The organism is Archangium violaceum (genome assembly GCF_016859125.1).
In the GTDB taxonomy this organism is placed as follows: Bacteria; Myxococcota; Myxococcia; order Myxococcales; family Myxococcaceae; genus Archangium; species Archangium violaceum_A.
The window spans coordinates 10,888,109-10,912,871 of the sequence record NZ_CP069338.1 but is presented as its reverse complement, the minus strand read 5'-3'; the positions used below and the strand labels follow the sequence as shown (position 1 = coordinate 10,912,871).

Here is a 24,763-nt window from a genome sequence, read left to right as displayed (position 1 = left end):
CAAGGCCGAGAGCAGGGAGTGTGCCGAGCGTCTACATGCAGCCGGCCACCTTTGCGACGGCTTCGGACTTTCAGGTCGGTTGCACTTTTGGTGTGGCCCTTCAGTCCCAGCACGCCTCCTGGATTGCGAGTCAGCCCGGGCCGGTAGGGTTGCCCGGTAGAAGCGGGAGAAGCGGTTTGAATCGATGCGCGCCATGGGGTAGTTCAGCCTCCGCGAGGGCCGGAGGCCGTACCCAGTCACGTTCTCCATCCAGCGCCCCGCCGTTACGTTTCGAAGAGGGGGAGTCTCCATGAGTCACCGGTTACCTGTGCACGTCACCTCTCCCGAGGCGACGTTGGAGCCTCTTTGGGAGAGCCGCTTGGGGCGCATCATCGGGACGGACGGCGAAGGCCGGCCCGTGGTGGACTTCGAGGGCAATCCGGTAGGCCCGCGCGTGGCACGCAAGGCCGTGCGGTTGGACGCTGAGGCGCTTCATGCTGCCGTCGAAGCGCAGCAATCGGTGGAGCTCCGCTTCGAGGATGGAGACCCGTATCGGCCCATCATCATGGCCCTACTCCCCGTCGTTCAGCGGCGCACCCCATCGGAGGCAACTCCGGGTGCGCGGGTCGAGGCCGAGTCGCCCGCTCACGTCATCCAGGGCCGGGACGGACTCGTGCTGCGCTGCGGGGACGCTGCCGTCACCCTGCTGCGCAACGGGAAGGTCTCGCTGGAGGGGACGTCCGTTGAGACTTCGGCGGAGGGCACCGTGCGCATCAAGGGCATGGCGGTTCAAGTCCACACGCCGGGTGCGCAGGGCGCCCAAGGGGGCCAGGCGGAAGCAGACGTCCATCCCGCGGTGGGCCACCGCGCGGGCGACGATGCGGCGGACATCCAGGTCATCCAAGGCAGGGAGAGCCTCGTCCTGCGGTGTGGCAGGGCGCGCCTGACGCTTCTTCGCAGCGGGCGAATCCTCCGGAGAAGCACCGCGAATCACCGCCGCGGCCTATGCACTGCTGGCCCAGGGGCACGTCGAGGCCCTCCTCAACTTCATGCAAGGCGACGCGCTCGAGGCGAGAGCGGCTGTCCGACGCGCGGTGGAGTTGAGTGCGGCCCCCAGCCTGGGTAAGCATCTGCTTCCACTGCTGAAGCGGGATGACGTCGCCCTTCAGGCCCAGTTGCTGGAGGCGCTGGCCTTCCGGCAGGAAGCGCCTGCTGAAGTGCTTGCGGAGTCTTTCCTCCACGAGGAGCCGCAGGCGAGGATGGCGGCGTTACGCGCCAGCCCGCCCCTTCCCGAGGCCACCCTGCGCCGGCTCCTCCCCCGACTCCTGGAGTCCGGGCACCCGGGGATTCGCGCCGCGGCCATGGAGGCCGGCCTGGCCTCGGGCGCCCGAGTGGCCTGGGAGGCCTGCCGTCAGGCGGTGCGCGCGTGCAATGCCCACTCACCCCAGGCCATGGTGCTGCTCGCCCTTTTCGGCACCGACGCCGACACGGCCCTGCTGGTGGACATGTTGGGGACTCAGGAGATGCGCCCGCATGCCCTCTGGGCCCTGGGCTTCAGTGGGCGCCTCGGGGCCATGGAGGCCTGCCTCGCGCTGCTGGAGGACCCCCTGGCGGCACGGCTGGCGGGGGAAGCCTTCTCGGCCATGACGGGCCTCCCGTTGGAGGGCCTCTATGCCCTCCCTCCCGGGGAGCAACCCGAAGGAGCGCCGCTGCCACCCGAGCAGCAGGAGGACCTGGATGCGGACCTGGTGCCCAAACCCGAGGATGACCTGCCCTGGCCGTGCATTGGTGCGGTGAGGTACTGGTGGAAGGAGGCCCGCCCTCGCTTCCATGCGGAGCGGCGCTACCTGAACGGCCAGCCCCTTGAGGGGCCCGCACTGCTGGAGGCCCTCACGCACGGCCCCATGCGGCGCCGGCACGTGCTGGCACGCGAGTTGGCCATTCGCAGCAAGGGCCGGTACCGCATTCCCACCCGGGCCTTCACCCTGCGCCAATGGGCGGCGCTGGCCCAGGCCCGGGCGGGCTGCGCACACCTGAGCCTTCTGCCCCTGGAGCGCACGCTGCGCTGACGCGAGGAGACGCCATGCAAATCAGCGAAAACACCACGGGCATGTCCGCGGGCCTCACCGTGGCGACGGACGCCCAGGCCCGAGAGCACTGCGTCGTCGCCGTCAAAGGCACCTTCCGCATGGACGGCCGGGGCGAGCCCCGACTGGCGGACGTGCAACGTCCGGTGGCCTACACGGACGAGCACCACGGGGCCCCCGAAATGACGAGCCTCCTCCGGGAGAATGACTTCGCGTTGACGAAGCCCCTGGTGGACCTCCTCGTGCTGGGCCACGCCGTCGCGCCCCACGGGCGCGCGACGGAGGCGATGCTGGTGCGCGTGGAGATGCCGGGCCGGCAGAAGGACCTCCGCGTCACGGGGGACCGCTACTGGGACAAGGGGTTGATGGGCATGAAGGCCACGCCTCCCAAACCCTTCGTCCGCATGCCCCTGCGATACGAGTTCGCCTTCGGTGGAGTGGACACCTCCCACCCCGAGCCGAAGCACCACGGCGCGGAGCTGCGCAACCCAGTGGGCAGAGGCTTCCGGCAGAACCCGCGCGCCGCGGATGCGGTGGGGACGCCATTGCCCAACCTGGAGCACCCCCGGCACTTCCTGGACAGCTGGGATGGGAAGACGGTGCCGGTGGGATTGGGCCCGGTGGGCCGTGGCTGGCAGCCTCGCCTCGCCCACGCCGGAACGTATGACGAGCGCTGGCTCGCGGAGGACTACCCCTTCCTTCCTCGGGACTTCAACCCGCGCTACTTCCAGTGCGCGCCCGAGGACCAGCAACTGCCGGCCCTGCGCGGCGGCGAGGTGTTCCGGTGCCTGGGCCTCACCGAGTCCGGCCCCTGGACGGTAACGGTGCCGCGCCTCCAGGTGCCGATAGCCTTCCGCTTTCCAAATTCCTGGGTCAGCACGGAAGCACGCATGGACACGGTTCTCCTCGACGTGGATGCACGCGAAGTGGTGGTGACATGGCGGGCCTCTGTTCCGCTGGCCAAGAAGCTCTCCCACCTTCGCGAGGTGCAAGTCGGCCCTCGCCCCTCAAGCACAAGAGGTGAGCCAGTGACGTACCGACGCGGCAAGCCTTATTTCCGTGGCCTCGGCTCGCTTGTTGCCTGGATGCGCCGAATGAGAAGGCCCGGAGGAAACTCATGAACGCTCTCCCCTTGAACGTGGCTTCCGTGGGGATGGCATGCCCTCTGGGACTGAGCGCCTCGGCCGCGGGGGCAGCCCTCCGCGCAAGGATGAACCGCTTCAAGAGGAGCCGCTACCGCGACAACGAAGGCGAGCCCATTGTCCTCTCCGAATTGTCAGTGCTCTCACCAGGGTTGCTGCACGAGGAGCGCGTCATGGGGCTGCTGGGCATGGCGGTCGCAGATGCAGTCCGGGGAATGGATGAATCCGAGGTCGCCTCCATGCCACTGCTGGTGGGGACGGCGCCCACAGCGCGTCCAGGAGGCATCGCGAACGTATTTCCCCGGGCATTCGAGGACCTGCACCGAGCCCACGGCCTTCGGCTGGAGACGACCCTGTCGCGCAGTCTGGCTGTGGGGAACACGGCAGGGCTCAAGGCGCTGGCCGAAGCTCGCCTGTTACTTGAGCGCCAGCCTCGGCTTCCGGGGTGCTTGGTCGCCTCAGTGGACTCCCTCACCAATGCTCCGACTCTCGATTGCATGCAGCGAGAAGGAAGGCTACTCCGTCCGGAGAACTCGGACGGAGTGATTCCTGGAGAAGCAGCCGCCTGCGTCTTGCTGAAGCGCAGGCCTCGCCCAGACGATGACAGCCCCCAGTGGCTGATGGGCCTCGGCTTCGCTGAGGAAAATGCCACCCTCCATTCGGAGGCTCCCCTCCGGGGTCTCGGCCTCGCCCAGGCCTGCCGCACGGCCCTCGCGGAAGGCAAGCTGGACATGGCGGATGTAGACTTCCGTATCGCTGACGCTTCAGGAGAGGGCTATGGATTCAAGGAGCTTTCCCTGGCGCTTTCCAGGCTATTGAGGACGCGCAGAGAGACGATGCCACTGTGGCTTCCCGCAGAGTCCCTGGGGGAGACAGGGGCGGCCTCGGGCCTCGTGGCCCTGGCTTGGGCCTCCGTGGCCATGCGCCACGGCTATGCGCCCGGGCCCCGGGCGCTTATAACCACATCCGATGAAGCCGGAGGAAGAGCAGCGGCCGTCTTGCGCGGACCTGACACCTACACACCACGAGGGATGCCCTGATGAAGGTTTTTGCCAATGGCAATGAAGTTGCCTGTGCTGACGGGGACGGAAAGGTAGTGGCGGCCTTCCCAGACGTCTGCATGAGTCCTCCTCCCCCGCCAGCCGGGCCGGTGCCGGTGCCTTACCCGAATACTTCGTTCTCCCGGGACATGAAGCAGGGCACGAAGCGCGTAACGATTAATGGGAAGCCCGTCATGCTGCGCGACCAATCGTTCTATGCCACCTCTCCTCTCGGGAACGAGGCGGCCACACGCAACTTCGGTGGCAGCTTGGTGACGCACACCATCACCGGAAAGACATACTTCACCTCCTGGTCCATGGATGTGCTCATGGAAGGAAAGAATGTCACCCGCCATATCGACCTCACCACCTCGAATCACGCAAGCTACCCGGGTTCTACCCCTCCGTACCCAAATCTTTCATCCAGTCAACTGCTGGCCCACCAGCGCATCAAGCTCAAGCAGTGTCCCTGCTGTGGAGAGCCGGGCTGCCCAGCAGCCTTCCGCGAAGGCGATGAGCCTCTGTCGCTCGAGGACTTCTACGGAGTGAATGAAAAGGACGAAAGGGGAAAGCCCACGCCCAGAGCCATACATCGCAGTGACGTTTTGGCCACCATGCGCGCGATGAAGGAGAAGGAGTGCACCTGCGAAGGGCGAGTCTTTCCCACCCCGCCGTGCGACGTCTTTCGCGCTCAGGGTGTTGTTTCAACGGGCTCTATCGAAACTGCGTGGAAAGGCGAATACGTGGACGACCGCACCGGCCGGCGTGAGTCTATTTCCCGAGTCTATCAGGCGGAATTTCTTTCCAAGAATCCGGGCATCGTCGAGCGATTTGTCGCCAGGAACCCTCGGGAGGAGCCACCACGCCGCAGCGGCGGATTCAAGAAAGTAGACCACCTCACCCCCAAGACTGCTGGAGGCTGCCCGATAAACCCAGGGAACCTTCAGCCGCATGACCTTCTATGCAAAGTCTGCAAGACTATCGACGACGTGTTCACTGACTGGCAGGCGGACAAGCCTGACCGGTTCCACGAGCGTTTCCGAAGCTCTGGTGCCAACAGGTCAAGGCTCAGAAGTATCTCCCCGCCATCTTGGATGAAGCCAAAAAAGCAATAGGCCTCACACGTCACGGACACTAAAACCATGCCCCCAAGACGCCTGACATTCTACGAAAACAGACTTAACCCCCGAAGAGACGGCTACTTTCCGGTCCCCACTCCCGCCAATCATCCAGAGCTACTACGCAATGAAGATAGGAAGCTCTGGCTCCGTACGGAGGAAATCTTTGAATCTCTCAAGGCTGGGCGCTTTGAGCACCTGCAGGAACTCTTGTCCATCTACCATTCCGCGAGAGATGGACTCCTTCGGGCCACCATTTGCACTCTTCTGGGGGACGCCGCCACCTTTGACTGCTTCCAGCAGATGCGCGAGGACCTCGAGAGAATGCAAAGGGCCGCGAGGGAGACACGAACCCAGGATGCGCTGTATGACTATCGCGACATGGCTCTTGATTTTTGTGACGCATTTGCCAGCTGGGGACTTCTTGATGCCGCGCCTGTGATTGTAGACCACTACCTCACGCTTCGCAGCAATGGGGTGACGGATATTCGGTCGTTTCCGGTTCTATTGTCGATGATAATGGAGCGAGAGGTGACCATTATCTCAACGGAGCCGCCTGACGATGGCTTGGAGGAGTATTTGGGGCTTGTCCTTCATCGTCATGAGGCCCTTTGCTCTCAATACGAAGGAGGAAATATTCTGCTATTTCAGGGTAAGAAATCAGGCGTGAAGAGCTATGCCAACATTCTGGCGCACGACATGGACGAGGCGTGGCACTTGGCGCTCGAGCTTCGTCGCCGTTTTGAGGCATCAACTGGGATTGATTGTCACGACATGTATGTAGATAAGGTCTTCCAGCCGCTCGCGGCGGCTCGGATTGCCGAGGCCTTTCTCAACAGCCCGGAGGCAGCGAGATATAAAGAGGGTGTTCGCTACTTCTTTGGCCACGAAATTCCGGATTGAAGCGCCTTTCAAGGCCAGTGCATGAGCGCATTGAAGAGAATGGTGCAACAGCCGAGTTGGAGGAGAGCGTAGTGGATGTCATCGCGCCGCTCATAGCGGATGGTGAGTCGGCGCATGCGGCGCAGCCATGCGCTCCGCCTTCCAGCGGTGACGTCCGAAGCGCTGGCAGGAGTCAATACCTCGGCGGGCGATGCGCGGCTGGATGTGACGCAGGCGCAGCCCTCGACGGATGAAGCGATGGTCATACGCCTTGTCGGCGTGAAGCCTGGCGGGCCGCCTTCTTCGAGGCGCTGGCCTCCGCCCAAAAGGACTTGCACTCCGGCCGCGCGGGGGCGGTGGCCCTGGTGGGGGCGGTGGACTCGTTGGTGGACGGCGCCTCCTTGGCTGCGCACGTGAGGGCGCGGCTGCACCTGGGCCGCCGGAACCCGGACGGAAGGATTCCAGGCGAGGCCGCGGGCTTCGTCGCCCTGGCGCGGCCGGGCGCCCCCAAGTCCCTGAAGTTGGAGGCCACGGGCGTCCTGCTGGGCACGGCCCTCGGCGTCGAGCCACGGCCTTTCTCGCAGCGGGCCCCCAGCCAAGCTGGAGCACCTGGGACTTCCCTCGCAGGCTCTGAAGCGGGCCCCGGCCCGGGGACCACCCCAGCAGGCGTGGTGCTGAACCTGGCGCAGCCGCTGTCAATACGCCCCAACTCCCTGCCTCTCTCCTCAAGCGAACTCCCTGCCTCTCTCCTCAAGCGAGGGCGGCCAGGGCAGGGGTGTGCCCCAAGGGGTTGTACCGTCCCGTGTACCGGCGCGGCGCGCGGCCTTGCTGGCCCCGTCAGCGGCCCTTCTCGGCCCCTCCGCTCCAGCCCTCCCCCTCAACATGGCTTCTATCCCGCCTATACGCTCCCTGCCTCTCTCCTCAAGCGAGGGCGGCCAGGGCAGGGGTGTGCCCCAAGGGGTTGTACCGTCCCGTGTACCGGCGCGGCGCGCGGCCTTGCTGGCCCCGTCAGCGGCCCTTCTCGGCCCCTCCGCTCCAGCCCTCCCCCTCAACATGGCTTCTATCCCGCCTATACGCTCCCTGCCTCTCTCCTCAAGCGAGGGCGGCCAGGGCAGGGGTGTGCCCCAAGGGGTTGTACCGTCCCGTGTACCGGCGCGGCGCGCGGCCTTGCTGGCCCCGTCAGCGGCCCTTCTCGGCCCCTCCGCTCCAGCCCTCCCCCTCAACATGGCTTCTATCCCGCCTATACGCAGCAGCGATTCCGGGATCGCGGCGCTCCGCGCATCAACCTGCTGGTCATGCCCGACAACGCTGACGGGCTGGCGTTCTGGCAGCGCATCGGCTATCTCCCGTATCCCGACGTGCTGTGCTCCAAGCCGCTGTAGCTGCCGCCTTCTGACGGACCGCAAGCGCCGGTTAACGGACTGACCACTACCCAACCGTTTCCCGGCCGCCAACGACAGGAAGTTCAGTGACCACGACCGACCACCCCATCCCCCACGTGCGAATCGTCCACCTCACCGAAGCTGCCTTCCACGCCTTGGCAGCTGGTGACTTGGCCACCGCCAACGCCGCTAGCCCCGTTCCGCTTTCCGAGTACTTCGCCGGCCAGGACTGGCGCAGCGTGTGGCGCATGCGCAGTGAGCAGACCCGTCAGGACCCCATCAGCGCTGCCTGGGTCACCGGCGTCATCTGGGACGAGGACCACCACATCGCCGTGGGCCGGGCCGGGTACCACGGGCCACCGGACATCTCGGGCATGGTGGAGATCGGCTACGCCGTCGATCCGGCCCACCGCCGCCGTGGGTACGCCCGCGCCGCGCTGGAAGCGTTGCTGGAACGCGCCCGTGAAGAACCGGCGGTCCGTACGGTCCGGGTCACCATCACCCCCGGAAACACCGCCTCGTCCAACCTGACAGCGCAGTACGGCTTCACCGCAGTCGGCGAACAGTGGGACGACGAAGACGGCTTGGAGATCATCCACGAGATCAGCGCCAGCCTCATCTCTCATTAGGTTGCGAGATGCAGCGACCGTAGGCCTCAGTATCGCAATTTGAAGAACCGCTGATGCCCGTTGACGGACTCACCGATGCCAGATCATTCTCGGGCCGCGAAGCGCCCAGTGGACCAGCATGAGCGCTGCATCCTGCTGCGGCCGACCGGCCGACTACTGGCCGTCGCTCAGGACGACTAGCGGAAAACGGCCATCTCGCTCTAGGTGACCAAAAAGGGGTTCCAAAACGGCGACCCACAATCACCCGATAACGGACAGACCACTACCCACCCGTTTTCGGGCCGGCGAGCACCACCAGCGCGCGGCAGTAGTCCGTCCTTCCGACATCAACTGGCCCGCTGACGTGCTGAGGCTTAGTCAGCGCCGTCTGCTCGACGGGCCGAAGCGGTAACCCATCCCGCCAAGACCTCGCCGGTCAGCTGATCAGATCGGCGATATGAGCCGGCGCCGATGCGACGTCGAGGTGGCTCCCCGTTCCGGTGCCTCGAACAGTCCACCCGCGCTCTCGGGCGGTGGCCGAGTCCGGATCGTAGGACGGTGACAGCTGGACATAGAGCACGTCGGTCGACCAGCTCGGGGGAACCGGCACAGGTACGTCGAAGAAGTCAGCGGGGAGCTCGGGGGCCTCAGCTGACACCACAGCCCCAAGCTCGTCATCCGGGAGCTCCGCCGCCAGATCTGCCGGGTCCCACCAGGTCGGCCACGCAGCGATCTTGTCGCCTCGCCGAAGGTCGGCCACTGCTGCACGCACGAAGTCAGGGGGCAGTGTTTCCCCCTCCGATGCGGGCACACCCGCATCCAGAAATACCGATCGTCCCGCGCCCGCTGCCACGGTGACCATCGGAAGCACCGGGCCGGCGCCTCTTGGCTGGGCCGTGACGGTCCTCACCCTTGCTCCTCGGCTGCCTCCCGGTTAGGTTTGTTATTGTTCAATCACTAACCAAGGAGCGACCATGAACGCCAACCCGGCCCGCGAACTCACCCCCGCACAGCACGCCCTGGCAGAGCACCTGCGGCTGGTGTCCTCCGGCCAGATCGACGAGTGGATCGAGCTGTACGCCGCGGACGGCACGGTCGAGTTCCCCTTCGCTCCCGCCGGTGTGCCTACCCGGGTGCAGGGACGCGAGGCGCTGATCGCCCACATGCGCGGCTTCCCGCAGACCTTCGATGTGAAGTTCGTCGACGTGAAGTTCATCGAGACGACCGACCCCCGCACCGCGGTCGCCGAATACCGCTCGGAGGGAAGCGTCCTCAGCACCGGCAAGCCGTATGAGCAGACGGTCATCACGGTGATCCGCCTCGACGAGGCGGGCCTGGTCGAGCGGTTCGTCGACTACTGGAACCCTCTCGTGGTCATCGAGGCCATGACCCCCGACCAGGCGGCCAGTGGCCAAGACGTGTCGTGGCCCGCAGGGCGCTGATCCCGATTCGACAGGGTGAGAGGGGGCAAGACGGGTCGCCCACCCGTCTTGCCCCCTCGAACCCCGTCTCACCCCGCAGTGAAAGCCTGGCAGACATGCCCGCCCCCGGCTCCAGCGTGAAAAGCGATCAACGCCGTCGAGTCGTGCTGGACGCTGCCGTGGCCTGTTTCGCGCGCAAGGGTTACTACGGCACGATAACCAGTGAGATCGCCGAACGGGCCGGAATCTCTCAGCCCTACGTCTACCGCCTCTTCGCCAGTAAGGAGGCGCTGTTCGCCGGTGCCGTCCTCCACGTGTCCGAGCTGCTCTCGGATGCTCTGACCGGAGCCGGCGCCGGCACCGATGAGGCCGGGCCGCCCCGGCAGGCGGAGGGGGTGATGCGTGCGATCCGGTCCGCCTACAGCACCCTGATCCAGGACCGGGACGTCATGCGGTTCCTCATGCAGGCCAGTTGCGCAGCTGATGAGCCGCTCGTGGCCGAGGCGGTGCGCACGTGCTATGCCCGGCAGGTCGAACTCGTCAGTGAGCTCCTGAACCACGACGACGCTGCGGTCCGGCACTGGTTCGGCGCCGGCATGCTCGAAAATGTCACGCTGACCCTCGGCTTGGCCGACGTCGACGAGCCCTGGGCACGGACCCTCAGCGGGCAACGGTCTCGATCGGACAGCGGTAACTTCACCCACCAGGTTTCGCCCTAGCTTCTACCGCAAGGGCGGGATATGCAGGCGGCCTGCCGGGCCGTCCCACTTCCTTGGAAGTGGGACACCGGCGGCCAGCTTCGGCGCCGATCACAGACGCCCAGGTCGAGACCGTCCCAGAAGTTGTCCCACAAGTGAGTACCGAATGTGTCGTACGGTTTTGACTTTTGGTACGGTAGCGACATGGATCTTGGGTACGCGCGGGTCTCGACCACCAAGCAAGATCTTGATCGGCAAATCATGGCGCTCGAGGCGGCCGACATCCCGCCCGAGCGGATCTACGTCGACAAGAAGTCCGGGGCCACCACCAACCGGCCCGGCCTGCAGGCGGCGATGAGTTTCGCCCGTCACGGCGACGTCATCGTCATCCACACCCTCGACCGGCTCGGGCGGACCGTGCGCGACACCCTGAACCTGATCCACGACCTGGCCGAGCGCGGAGTCGGCATCCGCACCCTCGCCGACCCCATCAAGGTCGACTCCGCCAACCCGGATGATCCGATGGCCCAGCTGGCCGTCGTGCTGCTGGCGCTGTTCGCCCAGATGGAACGCACCTACAGCCTCGAACGCGCCGCCGGTGCCCGCGCGGCCGCGACCGCGAAAGGCCGGCGGATCGGGCGGCCCACCGTCGTCGACCCCGACAAGCTCGCCTACGCCGCGCACCTTCGCGACACCGGCAGCACGATCGCCGAGATCGTCACTAAGACCGGGATCACCCGCACCAGCCTCTACCGGCACCTGCCACCACGCCCCGCGGCCCAGGTCACCGCCGCCGAGCATGAACTGCACGCGCCTCCGACGACCGAGGCATAGCCAGAACCAGCGCTGTGAACACTTCATCTCTGCTGGGGGCTTCGCCGTCAGCAGAGATGGCTACCGCCAAAAACCGTTCCGATCCTCCTCGGACCCCCGGATGCGCGCTGTCCCGCGTGCCCGCGAACTCCGGGCGCGGCCGCAGCTGGGGACGGGGCGGGTAGGGCACGCCCCCGAGTTTGAGCAGTGTCGGACTGGTCAGGCCACCGAACGCCCGATTGCCTCCCTGGGACGGGTGGCATCCCGGTGGGGTCAGCCGGTCCCTGACAGCATGAGCCGGTGAGCGCCGCCGAACTCGATCTGGTCACGCTTCAGCGCCTTCTTCCGGTCGCGAACGCCGAGCAGGTGAGCGTGCTGCTGGGAGCGGGCGCCTCCGCCGCGGCCGGCCTTCCCGACTGGAACAGCTTGGCGACCCAGCTGCTGCAGCTCAGCGGCACGATCGATGACGAGGAGACCGCCCGGGCCTTCCTGGCAGGCCAGGACCCGTCCCTGGCCGCAGAGGCAGCACGAGCAGGCGTCGGCAACTGGCTCGAGCTCGTGCGCGAGGCCCTCTACCCCCCGTCACCGGTGGAGACAGAGCCGGCTGCCCTGCACCTTGCTGTTGCGTCCCTGGCCGCCGGGCGCCCGGTCGGCGACGTCGGCCTCTTCACCCTCAACTTCGACCTGCTCATCGAGTGGGCGCTGCAAGATGCCCTGGAAGAAGTCGGAAGCGACGCCGGCGTCCAGGCCCGGGACACCGAGGATGACCGGGCACCCCGAGGGGCCTTCGAGGTTCACCACCTTCACGGGTACCTGGGCCAAGACCCCGCCGACACTGGCGAGATCGTGCTGACGCTGTCGGATTTCACCAAGCTGAGCGCCCAGTCCTCACCGTGGCAGCGCGCCGAGTTGCAAGGTGCCCTCAGCCGCGGACCGCTGCTGCTGGCTGGCACCTCCTACCGCGACAGCGACATCCGACAGTGGCTGCATGAGCTCAAGCTCGCCACCCGCCCCGACAAAGGCTTCATCCTCTTGGCCCGCGAAAGCTTCGGGCTGTCCCGGCAGCAGTTCGACCTGGTCAAGGACGCCCTGGTAGCCCAGTGGGCATCTATCGGCGTCTCGGCGGTCCTGGTGCAGGATCACAGCGATGCCGCTCAGGCGATCCGCGAGTTGAGCGCCCTCAACAGGGCGGACTATCTGGCCCCGAAGGTGCGGGCCGGTGCGCTCTGGGATGCCATCAAGGGCGACTTCGACCAGCTGCAGCCGGAGCACTCCGACCAGCTGGCCCGTGATCTCACTCGCCTGCGGCCGGTACTGGGCGATGACGCGAACATGACCTTGTGGCTGGCTGATGGGGCCGGTCAGATCGTGCGCTGGAGCTCCCATGACCGCCTCTACCGGAGCCCGGAGCAGCTGCGGACGGTGCCGGTCGGCCATGACAGCCCATGGATCGCCGGGCAGAGTCTGGGCTCGTCCGACATCTGGGCTCGCGACCTATCGGAGGCGATGAGCACTCGGAGGTGGCAGTCGGTGGTTGCCGCGCCTTGCGTCGCAGAGCTGCCTGGTGGACCACCTCTGCCGACGGCGGTGCTGAGCTCAGCGGCGACGACCTCACTCGAGGATCAGGACGTGGATGCGTGGCGCGAGGTTCTTACCGACTTGGCGGAGGAGTGGGCCGAGCGGCAGGTGTGGACCTCGTAGTCGGGGCCGAGCGCCTCGCGCAGGCGGGCGGCCACCTGGGGCGCCTCCTCCAGCCGGTGCACCGCCACGGCGAGCTCGGTGGCGCGCCCCTCCATGCGCAGCAGACGCTGGGCGAGCGCCAGCGGAACCACGGCCGTCTTCGGCTCGTCGGGCATGACCGAACTCTCTCCTCAAGCGAGGGCGGCCAGGGCAGGGGTGTGCCCCAAGGGGTTGTACCGTCCCGTGTACCGGCGCGGCGCGCGGCCTTGCTGGCCCCGTCAGCGGCCCTTCTCGGCCCCTCCGCTCCAGCCCTCCCCCTCAACATCAGGCTTGATTCAAAGTCCCACGGGAGAGGTCATCCCACCCGGGCCTACGGCTGAAGTATAGTCCCGCCTACAGGCGCCCACCGGAGGCGAGCAGCCGCGGGCAGATCGCGAGGGGGAGCGCCAGCACAGAGCCGGAGACGGGCCGGACAGGTCCGGGGAGAAGAAGGATGAGTGGGAAGAAAAACCGGGGCGGGAGGACTGGCGGGCCCTCCACACCCCAAGCGGGAAACGGGAAGGGGAAGAAGGACGAGCAGGAAACCCCCTCCCGCGTGCAGAGGATGATGGCGAGCCTGGGGCTGACATTCAAGGAGGTAAAGGACCCCCGGGCCCGCCGGGGACAGAGGCATCCGCTGGCGGCGATGTTGATGCTGCTGGTGCAGGCGCTGGCGGTGGGGCGGCGGGTGTTGAGGCATGCCGAGGCGCTGGGGGAGGACATGCTGCGCGAAGGCACGGCGCCCGAGGGGCTGAAGCGGCCGGTGTCCGACACGACGTTGGATAGGCTGCTGGGGAAGTTGGAGCCAGAGGGGTTGGAGCAGGAGGTGCACCAGATGGTGCACCGAGGCCTGGAAGTGGGGCTGATACGCCATGAGCTCTTCGCCCGGGGCGTCGTCAGCATTGACGGGAAGGCGGGGAGAGCACGCCGGGGCAGCCGCCGTGCGAGCCGAGCCACACGACGAAGGATGAGCAGGGGCGGGAGTACTGGTACCCGTACGCGCTGCGCGCCAGTCTCACCAGCAGCGCGGCCCAGCCGGTGCTCGACCAGAAGTTGCTGGAAGGCAAGCAGGGAGAGGCGACGGCGTTCCCGGAGTTGTTCAAACGGGTGGTGGAGAAGACTACCTGATGGCGCTCAAGGAGAACTTCCACCGGCTACATGACAAGGCGTGGGTGGCGCTGGCGGTGGCGCCAGTGAAGGTGCGCACGCGCGAGCGGACGAGCGGGGAGTGGGTGGAGAGGGAGTTGAGGGTGGTGGACAAGCCGCCAGAGGAGGACTTTCCCGGCGCCCAGCAATGGGTATGGGTGAGGCAGACGCGAACCAGAGACGGCGAGCTGCCGAAGGTGGAGACGCGGCTGTTCCTCACCTCCATTCCCACAGGGCAACTGTCCCCGGAGCGGATGCTGACGTTGGTACGCCGGCACTGGGGGATTGAGAACGGGCCCAACTGGACAGCGGACGTGGTGCTGGAGGAGGACAGCGCCTCGCCCAGCCTGCGAGGCAATGCACCCCTGGTGCTCAGCTGGCTGCGTTTGCTGGCCTACAACCTGCTGGCCCTGGTGCGCACGCACCTGCCGACTCGCGACAAACGGCCCCAAAGCTTCGCACGCACCATGGAGGTGCTCTACCAGGGCCTGTTGGGTCTGGCCGTGCTGCCCGAGAGTCTGGCCACACTTGCCTGAGCGCCCGCCAGCTGCTCCCGCTCCGGCCTTCCCGCGCCTCTTCTCCCCTGGCTGTTCGGCCTGTGTACCTTCACTCCTGTCCTTCCACGGCGCCCCTCTTTCAGGCGCCGTCCGGAGGGATGCTCCCTCTTTGCCTGTGAATGTCTGGACTTGCTCTCCGCCTCTTCAAAACCTCTCCTACGGACTTTGGATCAATCCTGCCTGCAATGCGAAACGGGCGCATGTCACAGCGGAGCACCTGGTGGAGCGGGTGCTGCCGCACGTGCCCTACCGGCAGTGGACGCTGTCCTTTCCGCACCGGGTGCGCTGGGTGCTGCTCAAGGACGTGGGACTGCTCTCGGACGTCCTCACCCTCTTCCTGCGCGCGGGGGCAAGCCCTGCAGCGCCGAAGGGCACGGCGGCAGGGCCTGCGGGGTGGGCAGCCAGGGGCCGTGTCGTTCATCCAGTTCTTCGGCTCGGCCTTGCAAGTGACGCCTCACTTCCACTCGCTGGTGCCGGACGGCGTCTTCGTGCCGGAGGAGGGTGGCGTGCGCTTCGAGCCGTTGCCGCCGCCCACGCAAGGCGAGGTGGAGCGGCTGCTGAAGGTGGTGCGGCACCGGGTGCTGCGGCTGTTGGAGAAAAGAGGGGCCCTGCCCGCGCAAGGGCCCGAGGACGCGCTGCAGGCGTACCAGGCGCATTCCCTGCAGCAGCGACTGCGCTGGACGGAGGTGGACGTGCGGCCCCCTCCCCGAAAGCAACCCCGGTGCGCCGTCCTGGAGGGCTTCTCCCTGCATGCCAACACGCACCTTCACGCCAACGACAGGCTGGGGCTGGAGCGGCTGTGCCGCTACGGGGCGCGCGGTGCGCTGGCGCTGGAGCGTTTGTCACGAGCGGAGGACGGCCGCATCGCCTACCGAATGAAGCGGCCGCTGCCGGACGGCACCACGCACCTGCTCTTCACCGGGCTGGAACTGTTACGGCGAGTGGCGTCCCTGGTGCCTCCGCCTCGGGCAAATCTCACGAGGTTCCACGGCGTCTTCGCTCCAGGCGCAAAACTGCGGCCATTTCTGGTCCCCCAAGCAGCAGGAGCGGGGGAGACGAGCGTGGCGCTTGAGGCGGAGGCCAGGAAGGAGCCGAAGAAGGAGAGGACGCCGCGAGTGGACTGGGCGGAACTGCTGAGGAAGACGTTCGACTTCGACGTGTTGGCCTGCGAGAGAGGTGGAGGCAGGCGGAGTGTGTTGGCGTACGTGAAGCAAGCGAGCGGGGTGCGAGAGATTTTGGAGCACCAGGGATTGCCCATGGCAGGTGCGCGTCTGGCCCCAGAGCGAGGGCCACATAAGGCCGCGTGGTGTTGAGGCTCAAGAGAGCCAAGAGGCCCACGTCCCCTGCCGCACCCCTCCTGGGATGACGGCCTGGGCCGGCGTGTACCCCAAGGGGACTGCGCGGCCTCTCCACCGGCCTGGCGCACCACTCGGCCGGCCCCCTTCAGCGGCCCTCCTCCACCTCTCTGCTCCAGCCCACTCCCTCAACAGACCTCCCATCCTTCTTATACGCGGTGCGCGCACTGGTTGGCACGGGGCAGTTCGGCGTGCTGGTGTGGCGGTCCAACGGCGGCACGGCGCCCACCGAGCTGCACCTGCCCGCGTCGTTCGCGCCGGGCGCGACGACGGTGGTGAGCTCGATCGGCTCGGTCAGGGGTGTGCCCGCGTACACCGGCGCCGAGTCGGTGGCCGCGGCGGCGGAACCGGGCGTCGCGGGCGTGAACCGGCTCTTGCTCTCGACACGGGACTCCAACCTCCACTTCGCACTGGTGACCAACGGCGCGGGTGGCGCGTCATTGGAGGCAGCAGGGGCCGAACTGGCGGCGTGGGTGTCGGCCACGTTCGGCGGCTGACGCCCTCTACCCCACGGGGTGGTCTCCCCGAGGTCGTCTTGAGTTCTCATCATCCGGCTCTCGCCCGACGAGATGACGCACCTCGAGGAACTGGTGCGAGCTTGATGCACCTCCATCGTGAAGCCCTACATCCACCTGCGAGAGCGCCAGTCCGGGCCGTGGCGCCGCTTCTACTCCTTGCCCGGGAGCGGGGGCCGACGGGCCGGAAGGCTCGGGGTCGAGCCCGTCTCTCCGGCCGGACGCCGCAGCGGCAGCGCATCGAACGGGATGAGGACGACCGTGTCGAGGTTCTGCACCTTCTGCGGCACGGCGCGCAGGGACTGCAGGCTCACGCCCCGCCGGGCGACGACGAGGACGACCTGCTGGCCCGTCTTGTTCTCGCCCAGGGAGACGCGCTCGATGCCCTCCACCTGGACCAGGAGCCGCCGGGCCTCCTCCACCGCGGCCAGGGCCCGTGGCGGTGACGTGGCGCCCTCGGTGCCTCCAGCCGCCAGCTCACGGACATAGCTCCCCTGGGGTCTTCCCGTGGCCAGGAGCCCTCGCGCGCCCGTGAGGGCTCGGGGCGCCACGGGAGCTGGTCCCTCGGCGGGCGGCGGGCGCGGAGGCGCCGGGGCGGGCGGAGAGACCCGAGGTGGCTGCTCGGCCTTGCGCTGGACGCCGAAGACACTGCGCTGGGGATTGGCCTGTGCCGCCTTCTGGAGCTCGGCGGTGACCTGCTGTGCGGAGGCACCCTTGGAGCCCGTGGGCTCCGGGCCTCCCGTGTCCGCCCCGAGTGCCTGCTGCTGCCCGCCCTTGTTCCGGAACTCCTCGACCTGCCGCCAGAGCCGCTCTTCCGTGTCGTTTCTCTTGTCCCCGTTGTGTCCCAGGGAGAGCTCCGAGTCGTCTCCAATCCTGGCGTGCTCCTCCTCCTGCTCATCGATGTGGGGCGGGCTCCCGGGCGCGGACTTGCTCCCGGCACGCCGCCGCTCGTTGGGGCGCGCTCGGGCCATGCCGGCGGGGCGATGGAGATGATGGCGAGGGGGGATCTTCGTCATGGGCTGTAGTAATCTCGCGGGCCCCATGGGAGCCAACGATGGAGCGGGGTTCGATTACGGTCACTGCACCTGCACCGGGATGTATCAGGGACAGTTGATCGAAGTGGAGATGGTCGTCGCCGGCCGCACCGTAGTCATCACCGCCATTCCTCAGGGCGAGTGTCCACGCTGTGGCTCGCAAGTGTACAAGATGCAGGTCATCGAGCGCATGGAGTCCATCCTCAGAGCTGAAAAACAAGCTTAAATGGACTTCATTTGCGTTGTAAGGTAAAGGCAAAAGGATTTCAGGAGACTTTCATGACAATTCGTTCACCTGTGGGTTCTCCTCCCCCCCCGCAGTCCCGACCGGCGGCGACGAATCAGCCCTCGGCTGTCACGCCGCCGGTGCCACCGACACCTCCCGTGGCCGCCGCGCCCACTGCGCCGACCGCGCCCACCGCGCTCCGCGATCTCTTCGCCCAGACCGGGGGGCGTCCTCCTCCTCTGCCTCGCGTTCCCACTGCCGCGCCTGTCGCCACCACCGCTGGGGCGAGCGCGCTGTGGGGGGGGCGCAAGACCTCTGCTCAGACCGCGATGCAACTCCCTGCCTCTGTGGAGGAGGTGCTGAAGAACTACAAGCCCGAGACGCAGATGAAGGCCGAGGCCACCATCGTCAAGGAGGCGTATGAGAACGCGAAGACCCTGCGCGCCAACATCCATACCGCCGAGCAGGAGTTGGAGGGGCTGAAGCAGGAGGTGGCGCGCCTGAAGGAGGCATCCAAGAATGCCCCTGGCGACGCGGACCTGAAGGCGGCATATGAGGAGGCGAGTAAGAAGCGCCTCGATCACAGTGCAGGCCTCAACAGCCTGAAACAACAGTGGAATCGCTACTCGCGGGAGGGCGGTGGGGACGTCGTTCGCGGCATTACCGCTCAGTACATCGAGTCCGCCAAGCAGTGGAATGCCAAGGCGGAAGAGGCGCGCGACACCACCCACAAGGCCAAACTGTACCTTGGTCGCGTCGACGACGTAAGGAATCATACCCATCAAGGCTCGGAGACGCCGAACCCGAATAAAGAAGTGCGGCGGCTCGCTGCCGATGTCTGGAGCCTGGGAGTCAACGATGCATGGGTGGAAGGGGGAATCGATCTCCCGGTCCGTTTCAAGCTGGTCACCCAGTTCCAGGAGCCGGTCAAGGCGCTCTTGAGCAGTGGCAAGAATGGACAGGAGTTCCTCGATGCCCTGAAGCCCCAGGCCGGGCAGTCCCCCATCGACCCCAACCTGTGGGACGTGGAGAATAATCGCTCCACGGTCACCGCGCGTGAGCTCGCGCAGCTGCTGGACGCGGGATACACCTTCCACGAAGGGCCCAAGGCGAACGGTACTGGCAACAAACAGCAGATGCTGCCCCCCAACTATGTCCCCGACGCGCTCCGGCCGGTGACTGACTCCTGACGTCCAGCTCCCAACCCGTGATGTGAGAGCCTCAGCCCCGCACGATCTCAATGCCTGCGTGCGTGAGGGATTGGAGGACCGCGTCTGGTGCGGCGCTGTCCGTCACCAGCCGGTCCACGACCGAGAGCGGCCCGATGAGATAGGGCGAGGTGGTGCCCAGCTTCTCGCCCGCGGCGACCACCAGGACCTCCGCGGCCGCCCCCACCATGGCGCGTTTGACCTCGGCGTCCTCATGAACGAAGGCACCCAGGCCGATGTCCGGGTGCACGCTCGCCGTCCCCAGCACGCACAGGTCCGCGCGGATCCGCCGGTAGCCGTCCACCGTCTCGGCGCCCACCATGGCCTGCGACTCCTTGAGGAGCCGTCCCCCCAGCACGATGACCTCCACCGCCGGATGCTCCGCCAACACCGCGGCAACCGGCAGGCTGTGGGTGATGACGGTCATCGCTAAATCCCTCGGCACCTGCGTCGCGACCGCCCTGGCCGTGGTCCCCGCATCGAAGAACACCACCTGCCCGGCTCGCAGGAAGCGCGCCGCGGTGGCGGCGATGGCGCTCTTGGCCTCCACCGACTCGCTCCACCGTCCCGCGTAGGTGGGCGCTCCCCCAAGCAGCAGGAGAGGGGGAGACGAGCGTGGCGCTTGAGGCGGAGGCCAGGAAGGAGCCGAAGAAGGAGAGGACGCCGCGAGTGGACTGGGCGGAACTGCTGAGGAAGACGTTCGACTTCGACGTGTTGGCCTGCGAGAGAGGTGGAGGCAGGCGGAGTGTGTTGGCGTACGTGAAGCAAGCGAGCGGGGTGCGAGAGATTTTGGAGCACCAGGGATTGCCCATGGCAGGTGCGCGTCTGGCCCCAGAGCGAGGGCCACATAAGGCCGCGTGGTGTTGAGGCTCAAGAGAGCCAAGAGGCCCACGTCCCCTGCCGCACCCCTCCTGGGATGACGGCCTGGGCCGGCGTGTACCCCAAGGGGACTGCGCGGCCTCTCCACCGGCCTGGCGCACCACTCGGCCGGCCCCCTTCAGCGGCCCTCCTCCACCTCTCTGCTCCAGCCCACTCCCTCAACAGACCTCCCATCCTTCTTATACGCCCCCGAGCTGGCCGGCGAAGTTGGCGCCCCAGGCCCACACGGTGCCGTCGTACCGCAGCGCCAGGGAGTGCGAAGGGGCCGCCGCCACGGTGGAAACCCCGCTCATCCCCTGCACCGCCACCGGCAGGAGTTGCCGCGCGGGCGTCCCATCTCCACGCTGCCCCGCGTCGTTGTTGCCCCAGGTCCACACGGTGCCATCGGAGCGCAGGGCCAGGGCGTGGTCCTGCCCCGCCGCGACGGCGGTGACCCCGGTCAGCCCCTGCACCGCCGCGGGGGTCGTGCGGCCACTCTTGGTGGCGTCGCCCAGCTCACCGCCATCGGCGTTGTAGCCCCAGGCCCATACGGTGCCATCGGAGCGCACCACCAGGGAGAACAATGTGCCCGCGGCCACATCCACGGCTCCGGTCAGCCCCTGCACCTGCACGGGCGTGGTCGACGTGAACATGGATACGTACGCGTTGCCCCAGGCCCACACGGTACCGTCAGGTTTCACCGCCAGCGCGTGGTCCGTGCCCGCGGCGACAGCCGTGATGCCGCTCAGCCCCTGCACCTGCACGGGCGTGGAGGAGGCGGTGGTGGTGCCAGTCCCCAGCTGGCCATAGTGGTTGTTGCCCCAGGCCCATACGGTGCCGTCGAAGCGCAGGGCCAGGGACCACTCGTCGCCCGCGACCACGGCCACGGCCCCGGTCAGCCCCTGCACCTGCACGGGCGTGGAGGAGGCGGTAGTGGTGCCAGTCCCCAACTGGCCGAAGCGGTTGCCACCCCAGGCCCGCACGGTGCCATCCGCCATCACCGCCAGGGAGTGATCATTGCCTGAGGCCACCGCCGTCGCCCCGGTCACCCCCTGCACCTGCACGGGCACGGTGCTGGACGTAGTGGAGCCATTCCCCAGCTGCCCATAGGCGTTGGAGCCCACCGCCCACACGGTGCCGTTCGGACGCACCGACAGTGAATGCTCCCCTCCCGCGGCCACACGGGCTCGCGGTCTCGTGCGCACGATGGGTGAGTCCACCGACGCCTCCTCGACGGAATCCCCCGTCGTGGTGGGTTGGCCACAGCCCACCACGAACAACAGTCCGAGGCAGACTCCCAGCCATCGGCTCATCCGCGGCCCATCGCTCCGTTGCATGAATCGCTCCTGGTGTATTCGTCCATCCGGTTGCATTAGCGTTGCTCGCCTCGTCAGGGTGAAACATCTTGAGACCTCGGGTTTGCCGCGATGACGGCACCCGCCGCGCCCGCATCGCGCGCGCGTCGGACCGTCCGCGGTCATCCACCGTGCGCCCCACGGGGGCTACAGGCGCACGGAGCCGCGACGCCGAGTTCATGGACGGACGCGGTCGCCAACGGGTGCTGGAAGGCCGGTCTGAAACCTCCCAAACGCGGGCCCCAGACGTGCCCGGGCTGCGGTTTATTCTCGACCTCGTGCCGAATCGGAGCAGGGTTGCCGGTGACTCGCGGTGCTCGGAACGGAGGCAGGATGCGCGGGGTGAAGCTTGTGGGGTGGGGCGTCTGTCTCGCGCTCCTTGGATGCGTGGGCCCCTGGGGGGCTCCGCCGCCCGCTGATGCCTTGGCACTTCTGCCCGGTGGAGACGCAGGCCTCGCCGCCTCCACCTCCGAGCGCCCCGTCGAGCAATTGCGTGACGCACTCCCGGAGCGCCGCTCGCCGGCCGCGCGGCAACTGCGGCTCGCGCTTGAAGCCGGGCCGCGCCAGCCCGCGGAGGTCCTGCGCGTCGCGGCGCTCCTGCAAGAGGACCCGCTCTTCCTCTCCTATGGCCTCCAGCTCGAGGCCTCGAGCTCGCGCACCCTGGCGAGGGAACTCATGGCCGGGGGCAAGCGCGAGGAGGCGCTGGAGGCGGCGAAGAAGTCCCTCGCGCTCTACCAGCGCGCCGCGGAGAGCTGCCCGTCCCCCGTCGCGGCGAGGAAGCTGCTCCCCCAAGCAGCAGGAGCGGGGGAGGCGAGCGTGGCGCGCGAGGCAGCGGCCAGGAAGGAGCCCAGGCAGCGTGGTGTTGAGGCGCTCAAGACAACCCACAGGCCCAGCTCAGGCTCTTGCCGCGCCCTGATGGGAGGGCGGCCTGGGCAGCAGTGTGCCCTATGGGGGTGCTCGGCCCCCTACACGGGCCTGGCACACAGCTCGGGCGGCTCCCGTCCGCGGCTCTCCTCGGCCCCTCCGCTCCAGCCCTCACCTTCAACCGGCCTCCCATTTTTCTTATGCTCCAAAGGAGTCCACCGTGAGCGATGCCTCGATACACATCACCCGCTGGGGCGAGTCCGGTCCCCGGGTCGTCTTGGTCCATGGAAGCATGCAAGGCAGTCGGGTGGGAGGAGACCGCCACTTCGCCGCCCAGGCGCGTCTGGGCGAGCGGGGGTGGCGGCTGGTCGTTCCGGATCGTCCCGGCCACGGGCGCAGTCCGGCGCCCGGCCGTCCCGATGATGCCGAGGCGGATGGGGCGTGGGTCGCCGACCTGCTGGAGGAGGGGGCCCAGCTGGTGGGACACTCCTTCGGAGGGTGCGTCGCCCTGGCCACCGCCGCGAGGCTATACGCGAGGACTGGCTCCTCCTCCCTCCACACCTCAAGCACGCGAACACCTCCAGCCCAGGAGGAGGTAAGGGGCACCGGAGCACGCCTCCACCACTGGTACCCAGCCCAGATACAGCCCCTTGCTCATCAATCCAACAGAAAGGGGATGAGCAACCGGTTGAAGTGCTCCGCCGCGTCCACGTTCGAGATGTGGAATGCCTCGGCAAGCTCGGCATATCGAGCATGGGGAACGGTCTCGGCCATCCGTCGGCTGACCTCGGGCGGTGACATCGCGTCCTTTTCTCCCGCGATGAAAAGAGTCTCCCTTTTCAGGGACGCCAGTCTCGTCGTGACATCGAAGCCGATGATGCCCTCCGAGACATAGGCGAGCGACGGTCCGTGGGCAGTCGCCGCGATGCCGTGCCAGACCTGGTAGGTCCGCCGACCTTCACCAGATGCCCTGAACGCATCATTGACGAGCATGGGCCAAGTACGCTCGAGTCTGCGGACAGGACCCTCCTCGCTCCTGAACATCCCCGCCCAACCTTCCGCCATGGAACGGAAGCCAGGCGTCGCGGTGGTATCGAAGCTGTTGGCGACCACGAGCCTACCGACCAGCTCGGGCCTCTCGAGCGCCAACTGCAGTGCAACCATCCCGCCGAGGGAAAGCCCGACCACATCGGCGTTCCCGATGTCCAGGTGAGCCAACAATGCAACCACATCGGCGGTGAAGTCCTGGATCCCCCAAGGCCGGTTGACGGGCCCGGATGCTCCGTGTCCCGCGTGATCGGGCACGATCACCCGGAACCCCGCGTCCGCGAGTGGGACGATCTGCGGGCCCCATGCACGACCGGAGTTGCTGATGCCGTGCAGCAGGATCACCGGCCGGCCGGAACCGAACTCCATGAAGTAATTCCTGCGACCTTCATTCTCATAACAGGCCAAGACGAGCCTCCCTGACTTCGAAGAAACTGGTTACCCGCTCATCCGGGCGTATGACGCAGGCGAGAAGCGCAGGGCGATTCCGACGAGCACGAGAGAGAGACCCGCCATCAGCACCCAGGCCAGGCCGAGACTGGCCATGTGTTGCCGGAGAACGCCGGCAATGAAGGGGAACGTCGCGGCGATCAGATATCCGCTCCCCTGCACGAAGGCGGCGAGCTCACCGGCCTGGCGGGGATCGCTCGCATGGTCCATCGCGACAATCAATGACAAGGGGAACAGCGCGCCGATGCCGAGCCCCATCAAGATGGCGGACGGCAAGGCCAGTTGAAGGGGGGCGATGAGCAGACAGAGCAGGCCGACGAATAGCGACAGAATCGCAGAGAGGAGGGCCGGCCGTCGATCTGGCAGGCGGTCGATCCAGAAGGACACAGCAAGACCCGCGACGACTTCGGCGAGCGTCACCACGCCGAGCAATTCTCCTGCGTCCACCGGAGTCCACCCCAGGCCCGTGTAGTAGGGAGGAAGCCACGCAAGAACGAGCGTGTAGGCGCCAGTGCCAAGCCCGAAGAACAGCGCGAGGAGCCAGGCGCGTGGACTGCGGGAAAACGGTGTCCTGGTTGCTTCGGTGATGACAACGGAGTGTCCCGCTCCACGAGTTGCCAGCATCCACGCTCCTGCCGCGAGCAGGGCGGGAAGGCACCAGCTCGCCAACGCCGCCACCCACCCGAAGTGGCTGGCCAGACGCGGGGACAGCACGCTCGCGGATACAGCTCCTCCCATGATCGCGGTCGAGTAGTAACCCATGACTCCGCCGGCCCTTTCAGCGAAACAGCGTCTGATGAAGGCCGGCAGCAATGCCTGCACAATGGCGATCCCGATGCCAGCGGCCACAGCCGTTCCGACCAGCCCCGCGCCGGTAGAGACCCCGGCGCGCCCCGCGCACGCCAACCCGATGACAGCGATTCCGAGCAGGATACCGTAACGCTCACCCGTCAGCCGCCGCAGGCGATAGGCGCTGAGCGCACAGGCCCCCATGAGAAAGACTGGAATGGTGGTCAGCAGACTCGCGCGTGTGTCGGTGAGGCCGATCGCCCGTTGAATCGCGTCGAGAAGCGGCCCGATGGACGCAAGCGCCGGACGCAGATTCAAGCCAACCAGGACGATGGCGATGAGCAACAACAAGGAGCTTTTCCCGAACTTCGACATGTTCGCCTTTCGGCGGGGCCACGAGGCGCGCTCCCGGTTTGCACCCGCATTCATCTCGACGTAGAGTATCTCCACGCCGAGATACATGGGGAGAT

Annotated in this window: 22 protein-coding genes and 4 pseudogenes; 17 read left to right on the top strand and 9 right to left on the bottom strand. The window is 67.1% G+C overall.

The window, feature by feature from the left end; genetic code table 11:
* Window positions 1–289: 289 nt before the first annotated feature.
* Window positions 290–496, top strand: a pseudogene (locus tag JQX13_RS56660) (DUF6484 domain-containing protein); the annotation flags it as partial.
* 54 nt (window positions 497–550) lie between these two features.
* Here the strand turns inward: JQX13_RS56660 and JQX13_RS46105 are convergent.
* Window positions 551–883 (bottom strand): hypothetical protein, encoded by a 333-nt coding sequence (locus JQX13_RS46105; protein WP_203405761.1) that lies wholly within the window; start codon window positions 881–883, stop codon window positions 551–553.
* Window positions 884–968: 85 nt separating this feature from the next.
* Here JQX13_RS46105 and JQX13_RS46100 point away from each other — a divergent pair, with 85 nt between their 5' ends.
* From JQX13_RS46100 to JQX13_RS46085, 4 genes are all read left to right on the top strand, one after another.
* Window positions 969–2,048 carry a TIGR02270 family protein gene (locus tag JQX13_RS46100; RefSeq protein ID WP_343211161.1) on the top strand — a complete coding sequence of 360 codons (1,080 nt, stop codon included), beginning with the start codon at window positions 969–971 and terminating at the stop codon, window positions 2,046–2,048.
* Between the two features lie 14 nt (window positions 2,049–2,062).
* Complete coding sequence (locus JQX13_RS46095; protein WP_203405760.1) at window positions 2,063–3,187, top strand: DUF2169 family type VI secretion system accessory protein; 1,125 nt, start codon at window positions 2,063–2,065, stop codon at window positions 3,185–3,187.
* Between the two features lie 1,060 nt (window positions 3,188–4,247).
* Window positions 4,248–5,363: a DUF4150 domain-containing protein gene (locus JQX13_RS46090; RefSeq protein WP_203405759.1), complete on the top strand. Its 1,116-nt coding sequence runs from the start codon at window positions 4,248–4,250 to the stop codon at window positions 5,361–5,363.
* A gap of 213 nt (window positions 5,364–5,576) precedes the next feature.
* Complete coding sequence (locus JQX13_RS46085; RefSeq protein WP_203405758.1) at window positions 5,577–6,269, top strand: hypothetical protein; 693 nt, start codon at window positions 5,577–5,579, stop codon at window positions 6,267–6,269.
* Window positions 6,270–6,277: 8 nt separating this feature from the next.
* On the opposite strand, the pseudogene JQX13_RS54915 reads toward JQX13_RS46085, so the two are convergent.
* Window positions 6,278–6,572, bottom strand: a pseudogene (locus tag JQX13_RS54915) (IS5/IS1182 family transposase); the annotation flags it as partial.
* 1,144 nt (window positions 6,573–7,716) lie between these two features.
* Here JQX13_RS54915 and JQX13_RS46080 point away from each other — a divergent pair.
* Window positions 7,717–8,259, top strand: a complete 543-nt coding sequence (locus JQX13_RS46080; protein WP_203405757.1) for a GNAT family N-acetyltransferase — start codon at window positions 7,717–7,719, stop codon at window positions 8,257–8,259.
* Window positions 8,260–8,674: 415 nt separating this feature from the next.
* Here the strand turns inward: JQX13_RS46080 and JQX13_RS46075 are convergent, their stop codons facing one another.
* On the bottom strand, window positions 8,675–9,109 hold the full coding sequence (locus JQX13_RS46075) for a hypothetical protein (protein WP_203405756.1): 435 nt from the start codon (window positions 9,107–9,109) through the stop codon (window positions 8,675–8,677).
* A gap of 103 nt (window positions 9,110–9,212) precedes the next feature.
* On the opposite strand from JQX13_RS46075, the gene JQX13_RS46070 reads away from it, so the two are divergent.
* The 4 genes from JQX13_RS46070 (at window position 9,213) to JQX13_RS46055 (ending at window position 12,871) form a co-directional block, all read left to right on the top strand.
* Window positions 9,213–9,680, top strand: coding sequence for a nuclear transport factor 2 family protein (locus JQX13_RS46070; protein ID WP_199443008.1), 468 nt, complete (start codon window positions 9,213–9,215; stop codon window positions 9,678–9,680).
* A 95-nt stretch (window positions 9,681–9,775) separates the two neighbouring features.
* Window positions 9,776–10,378: a TetR/AcrR family transcriptional regulator gene (locus tag JQX13_RS46065; RefSeq protein ID WP_239014260.1), complete on the top strand. Its 603-nt coding sequence runs from the start codon at window positions 9,776–9,778 to the stop codon at window positions 10,376–10,378.
* 183 nt (window positions 10,379–10,561) lie between these two features.
* Complete coding sequence (locus JQX13_RS46060) at window positions 10,562–11,191, top strand: recombinase family protein (RefSeq protein WP_203405755.1); 630 nt, start codon at window positions 10,562–10,564, stop codon at window positions 11,189–11,191.
* Window positions 11,192–11,470: 279 nt separating this feature from the next.
* On the top strand, window positions 11,471–12,871 hold the full coding sequence (locus tag JQX13_RS46055) for an SIR2 family protein (protein WP_203405754.1): 1,401 nt from the start codon (window positions 11,471–11,473) through the stop codon (window positions 12,869–12,871).
* On the opposite strand, the gene JQX13_RS46050 is transcribed toward JQX13_RS46055, so the two are convergent.
* Window positions 12,793–13,026 (bottom strand): hypothetical protein, encoded by a 234-nt coding sequence (locus tag JQX13_RS46050; protein ID WP_203405753.1) that lies wholly within the window; start codon window positions 13,024–13,026, stop codon window positions 12,793–12,795. The genes JQX13_RS46055 and JQX13_RS46050 overlap by 79 nt on opposite strands.
* A gap of 317 nt (window positions 13,027–13,343) precedes the next feature.
* Here JQX13_RS46050 and JQX13_RS56655 point away from each other — a divergent pair.
* The 4 genes and pseudogenes from JQX13_RS56655 to JQX13_RS46030 form a co-directional block, all read left to right on the top strand.
* Window positions 13,344–13,658: pseudogene (locus JQX13_RS56655) on the top strand (hypothetical protein); the annotation flags it as partial.
* Window positions 13,659–14,016: 358 nt separating this feature from the next.
* A complete protein-coding gene (locus JQX13_RS46040; RefSeq protein WP_203405751.1) occupies window positions 14,017–14,571 on the top strand; it encodes a hypothetical protein in 555 nt (184 codons plus the stop codon).
* Window positions 14,572–15,002: 431 nt separating this feature from the next.
* A complete protein-coding gene (locus JQX13_RS46035) occupies window positions 15,003–15,905 on the top strand; it encodes a transposase (protein WP_203405750.1) in 903 nt (300 codons plus the stop codon).
* Between the two features lie 200 nt (window positions 15,906–16,105).
* Window positions 16,106–16,444, top strand: coding sequence for a hypothetical protein (locus JQX13_RS46030; protein WP_203405749.1), 339 nt, complete (start codon window positions 16,106–16,108; stop codon window positions 16,442–16,444).
* A 170-nt stretch (window positions 16,445–16,614) separates the two neighbouring features.
* On the opposite strand, the gene JQX13_RS46025 is transcribed toward JQX13_RS46030, so the two are convergent.
* Complete coding sequence (locus JQX13_RS46025; protein WP_203405748.1) at window positions 16,615–17,478, bottom strand: hypothetical protein; 864 nt, start codon at window positions 17,476–17,478, stop codon at window positions 16,615–16,617.
* Between the two features lie 25 nt (window positions 17,479–17,503).
* Between JQX13_RS46025 and JQX13_RS46020 the strand changes: the two genes are divergently transcribed.
* Window positions 17,504–17,722 (top strand): YgiT-type zinc finger protein, encoded by a 219-nt coding sequence (locus JQX13_RS46020; protein WP_203405747.1) that lies wholly within the window; start codon window positions 17,504–17,506, stop codon window positions 17,720–17,722.
* Window positions 17,723–18,078: 356 nt separating this feature from the next.
* Window positions 18,079–18,912, top strand: coding sequence for a hypothetical protein (locus JQX13_RS46015; protein WP_203405746.1), 834 nt, complete (start codon window positions 18,079–18,081; stop codon window positions 18,910–18,912).
* Window positions 18,913–18,943: 31 nt separating this feature from the next.
* On the opposite strand, the gene JQX13_RS46010 is transcribed toward JQX13_RS46015, so the two are convergent.
* Both JQX13_RS46010 and JQX13_RS46005 read right to left on the bottom strand, forming a co-directional pair.
* Window positions 18,944–19,480 (bottom strand): DeoR/GlpR family DNA-binding transcription regulator, encoded by a 537-nt coding sequence (locus tag JQX13_RS46010; protein WP_239014259.1) that lies wholly within the window; start codon window positions 19,478–19,480, stop codon window positions 18,944–18,946.
* A 508-nt stretch (window positions 19,481–19,988) separates the two neighbouring features.
* Complete coding sequence (locus JQX13_RS46005) at window positions 19,989–21,125, bottom strand: RCC1 domain-containing protein (RefSeq protein ID WP_239014258.1); 1,137 nt, start codon at window positions 21,123–21,125, stop codon at window positions 19,989–19,991.
* A gap of 1,174 nt (window positions 21,126–22,299) precedes the next feature.
* On the opposite strand from JQX13_RS46005, the pseudogene JQX13_RS56650 reads away from it, so the two are divergent.
* A pseudogene (locus JQX13_RS56650) lies at window positions 22,300–22,704 on the top strand (alpha/beta fold hydrolase); the annotation flags it as partial.
* Here the strand turns inward: JQX13_RS56650 and JQX13_RS46000 are convergent.
* Entirely contained in the window at window positions 22,665–23,423 is a 759-nt protein-coding gene (locus JQX13_RS46000; protein WP_203405744.1) for an alpha/beta fold hydrolase, read from the bottom strand. The pseudogene JQX13_RS56650 and the gene JQX13_RS46000 sit on opposite strands and share 40 nt — an antisense overlap.
* A gap of 69 nt (window positions 23,424–23,492) precedes the next feature.
* A complete protein-coding gene (locus JQX13_RS45995; protein WP_203405743.1) occupies window positions 23,493–24,755 on the bottom strand; it encodes an MFS transporter in 1,263 nt (420 codons plus the stop codon).
* Between the last annotated feature and the right edge of the window lie 8 nt (window positions 24,756–24,763).

Excerpts from the sequence above, each read along its gene's own strand:
- JQX13_RS46095 (WP_203405760.1), top strand. The coding sequence starts at position 2,063 with ATGCAAATCAGCGAAAACACCACGGGCATGTCCGCGGGCCTCACCGTG.
- JQX13_RS46090 (WP_203405759.1), top strand. The coding sequence starts at position 4,248 with ATGAAGGTTTTTGCCAATGGCAATGAAGTTGCCTGTGCTGACGGGGAC.
- JQX13_RS46070 (WP_199443008.1), top strand. The coding sequence starts at position 9,213 with ATGAACGCCAACCCGGCCCGCGAACTCACCCCCGCACAGCACGCCCTG.
- JQX13_RS46065 (WP_239014260.1), top strand. The coding sequence starts at position 9,776 with ATGCCCGCCCCCGGCTCCAGCGTGAAAAGCGATCAACGCCGTCGAGTC.
- JQX13_RS46060 (WP_203405755.1), top strand. The coding sequence starts at position 10,562 with ATGGATCTTGGGTACGCGCGGGTCTCGACCACCAAGCAAGATCTTGAT.
- JQX13_RS46050 (WP_203405753.1), bottom strand. The coding sequence starts at position 13,026 with ATGCCCGACGAGCCGAAGACGGCCGTGGTTCCGCTGGCGCTCGCCCAG.
- JQX13_RS46040 (WP_203405751.1), top strand. The coding sequence starts at position 14,017 with ATGGCGCTCAAGGAGAACTTCCACCGGCTACATGACAAGGCGTGGGTG.
- JQX13_RS46025 (WP_203405748.1), bottom strand. The coding sequence starts at position 17,478 with ATGACGAAGATCCCCCCTCGCCATCATCTCCATCGCCCCGCCGGCATG.
- JQX13_RS46020 (WP_203405747.1), top strand. The coding sequence starts at position 17,504 with ATGGGAGCCAACGATGGAGCGGGGTTCGATTACGGTCACTGCACCTGC.
- JQX13_RS46005 (WP_239014258.1), bottom strand. The coding sequence starts at position 21,125 with ATGCAACGGAGCGATGGGCCGCGGATGAGCCGATGGCTGGGAGTCTGC.
- JQX13_RS46000 (WP_203405744.1), bottom strand. The coding sequence starts at position 23,423 with ATGGAGTTCGGTTCCGGCCGGCCGGTGATCCTGCTGCACGGCATCAGC.
- JQX13_RS45995 (WP_203405743.1), bottom strand. The coding sequence starts at position 24,755 with ATGTATCTCGGCGTGGAGATACTCTACGTCGAGATGAATGCGGGTGCA.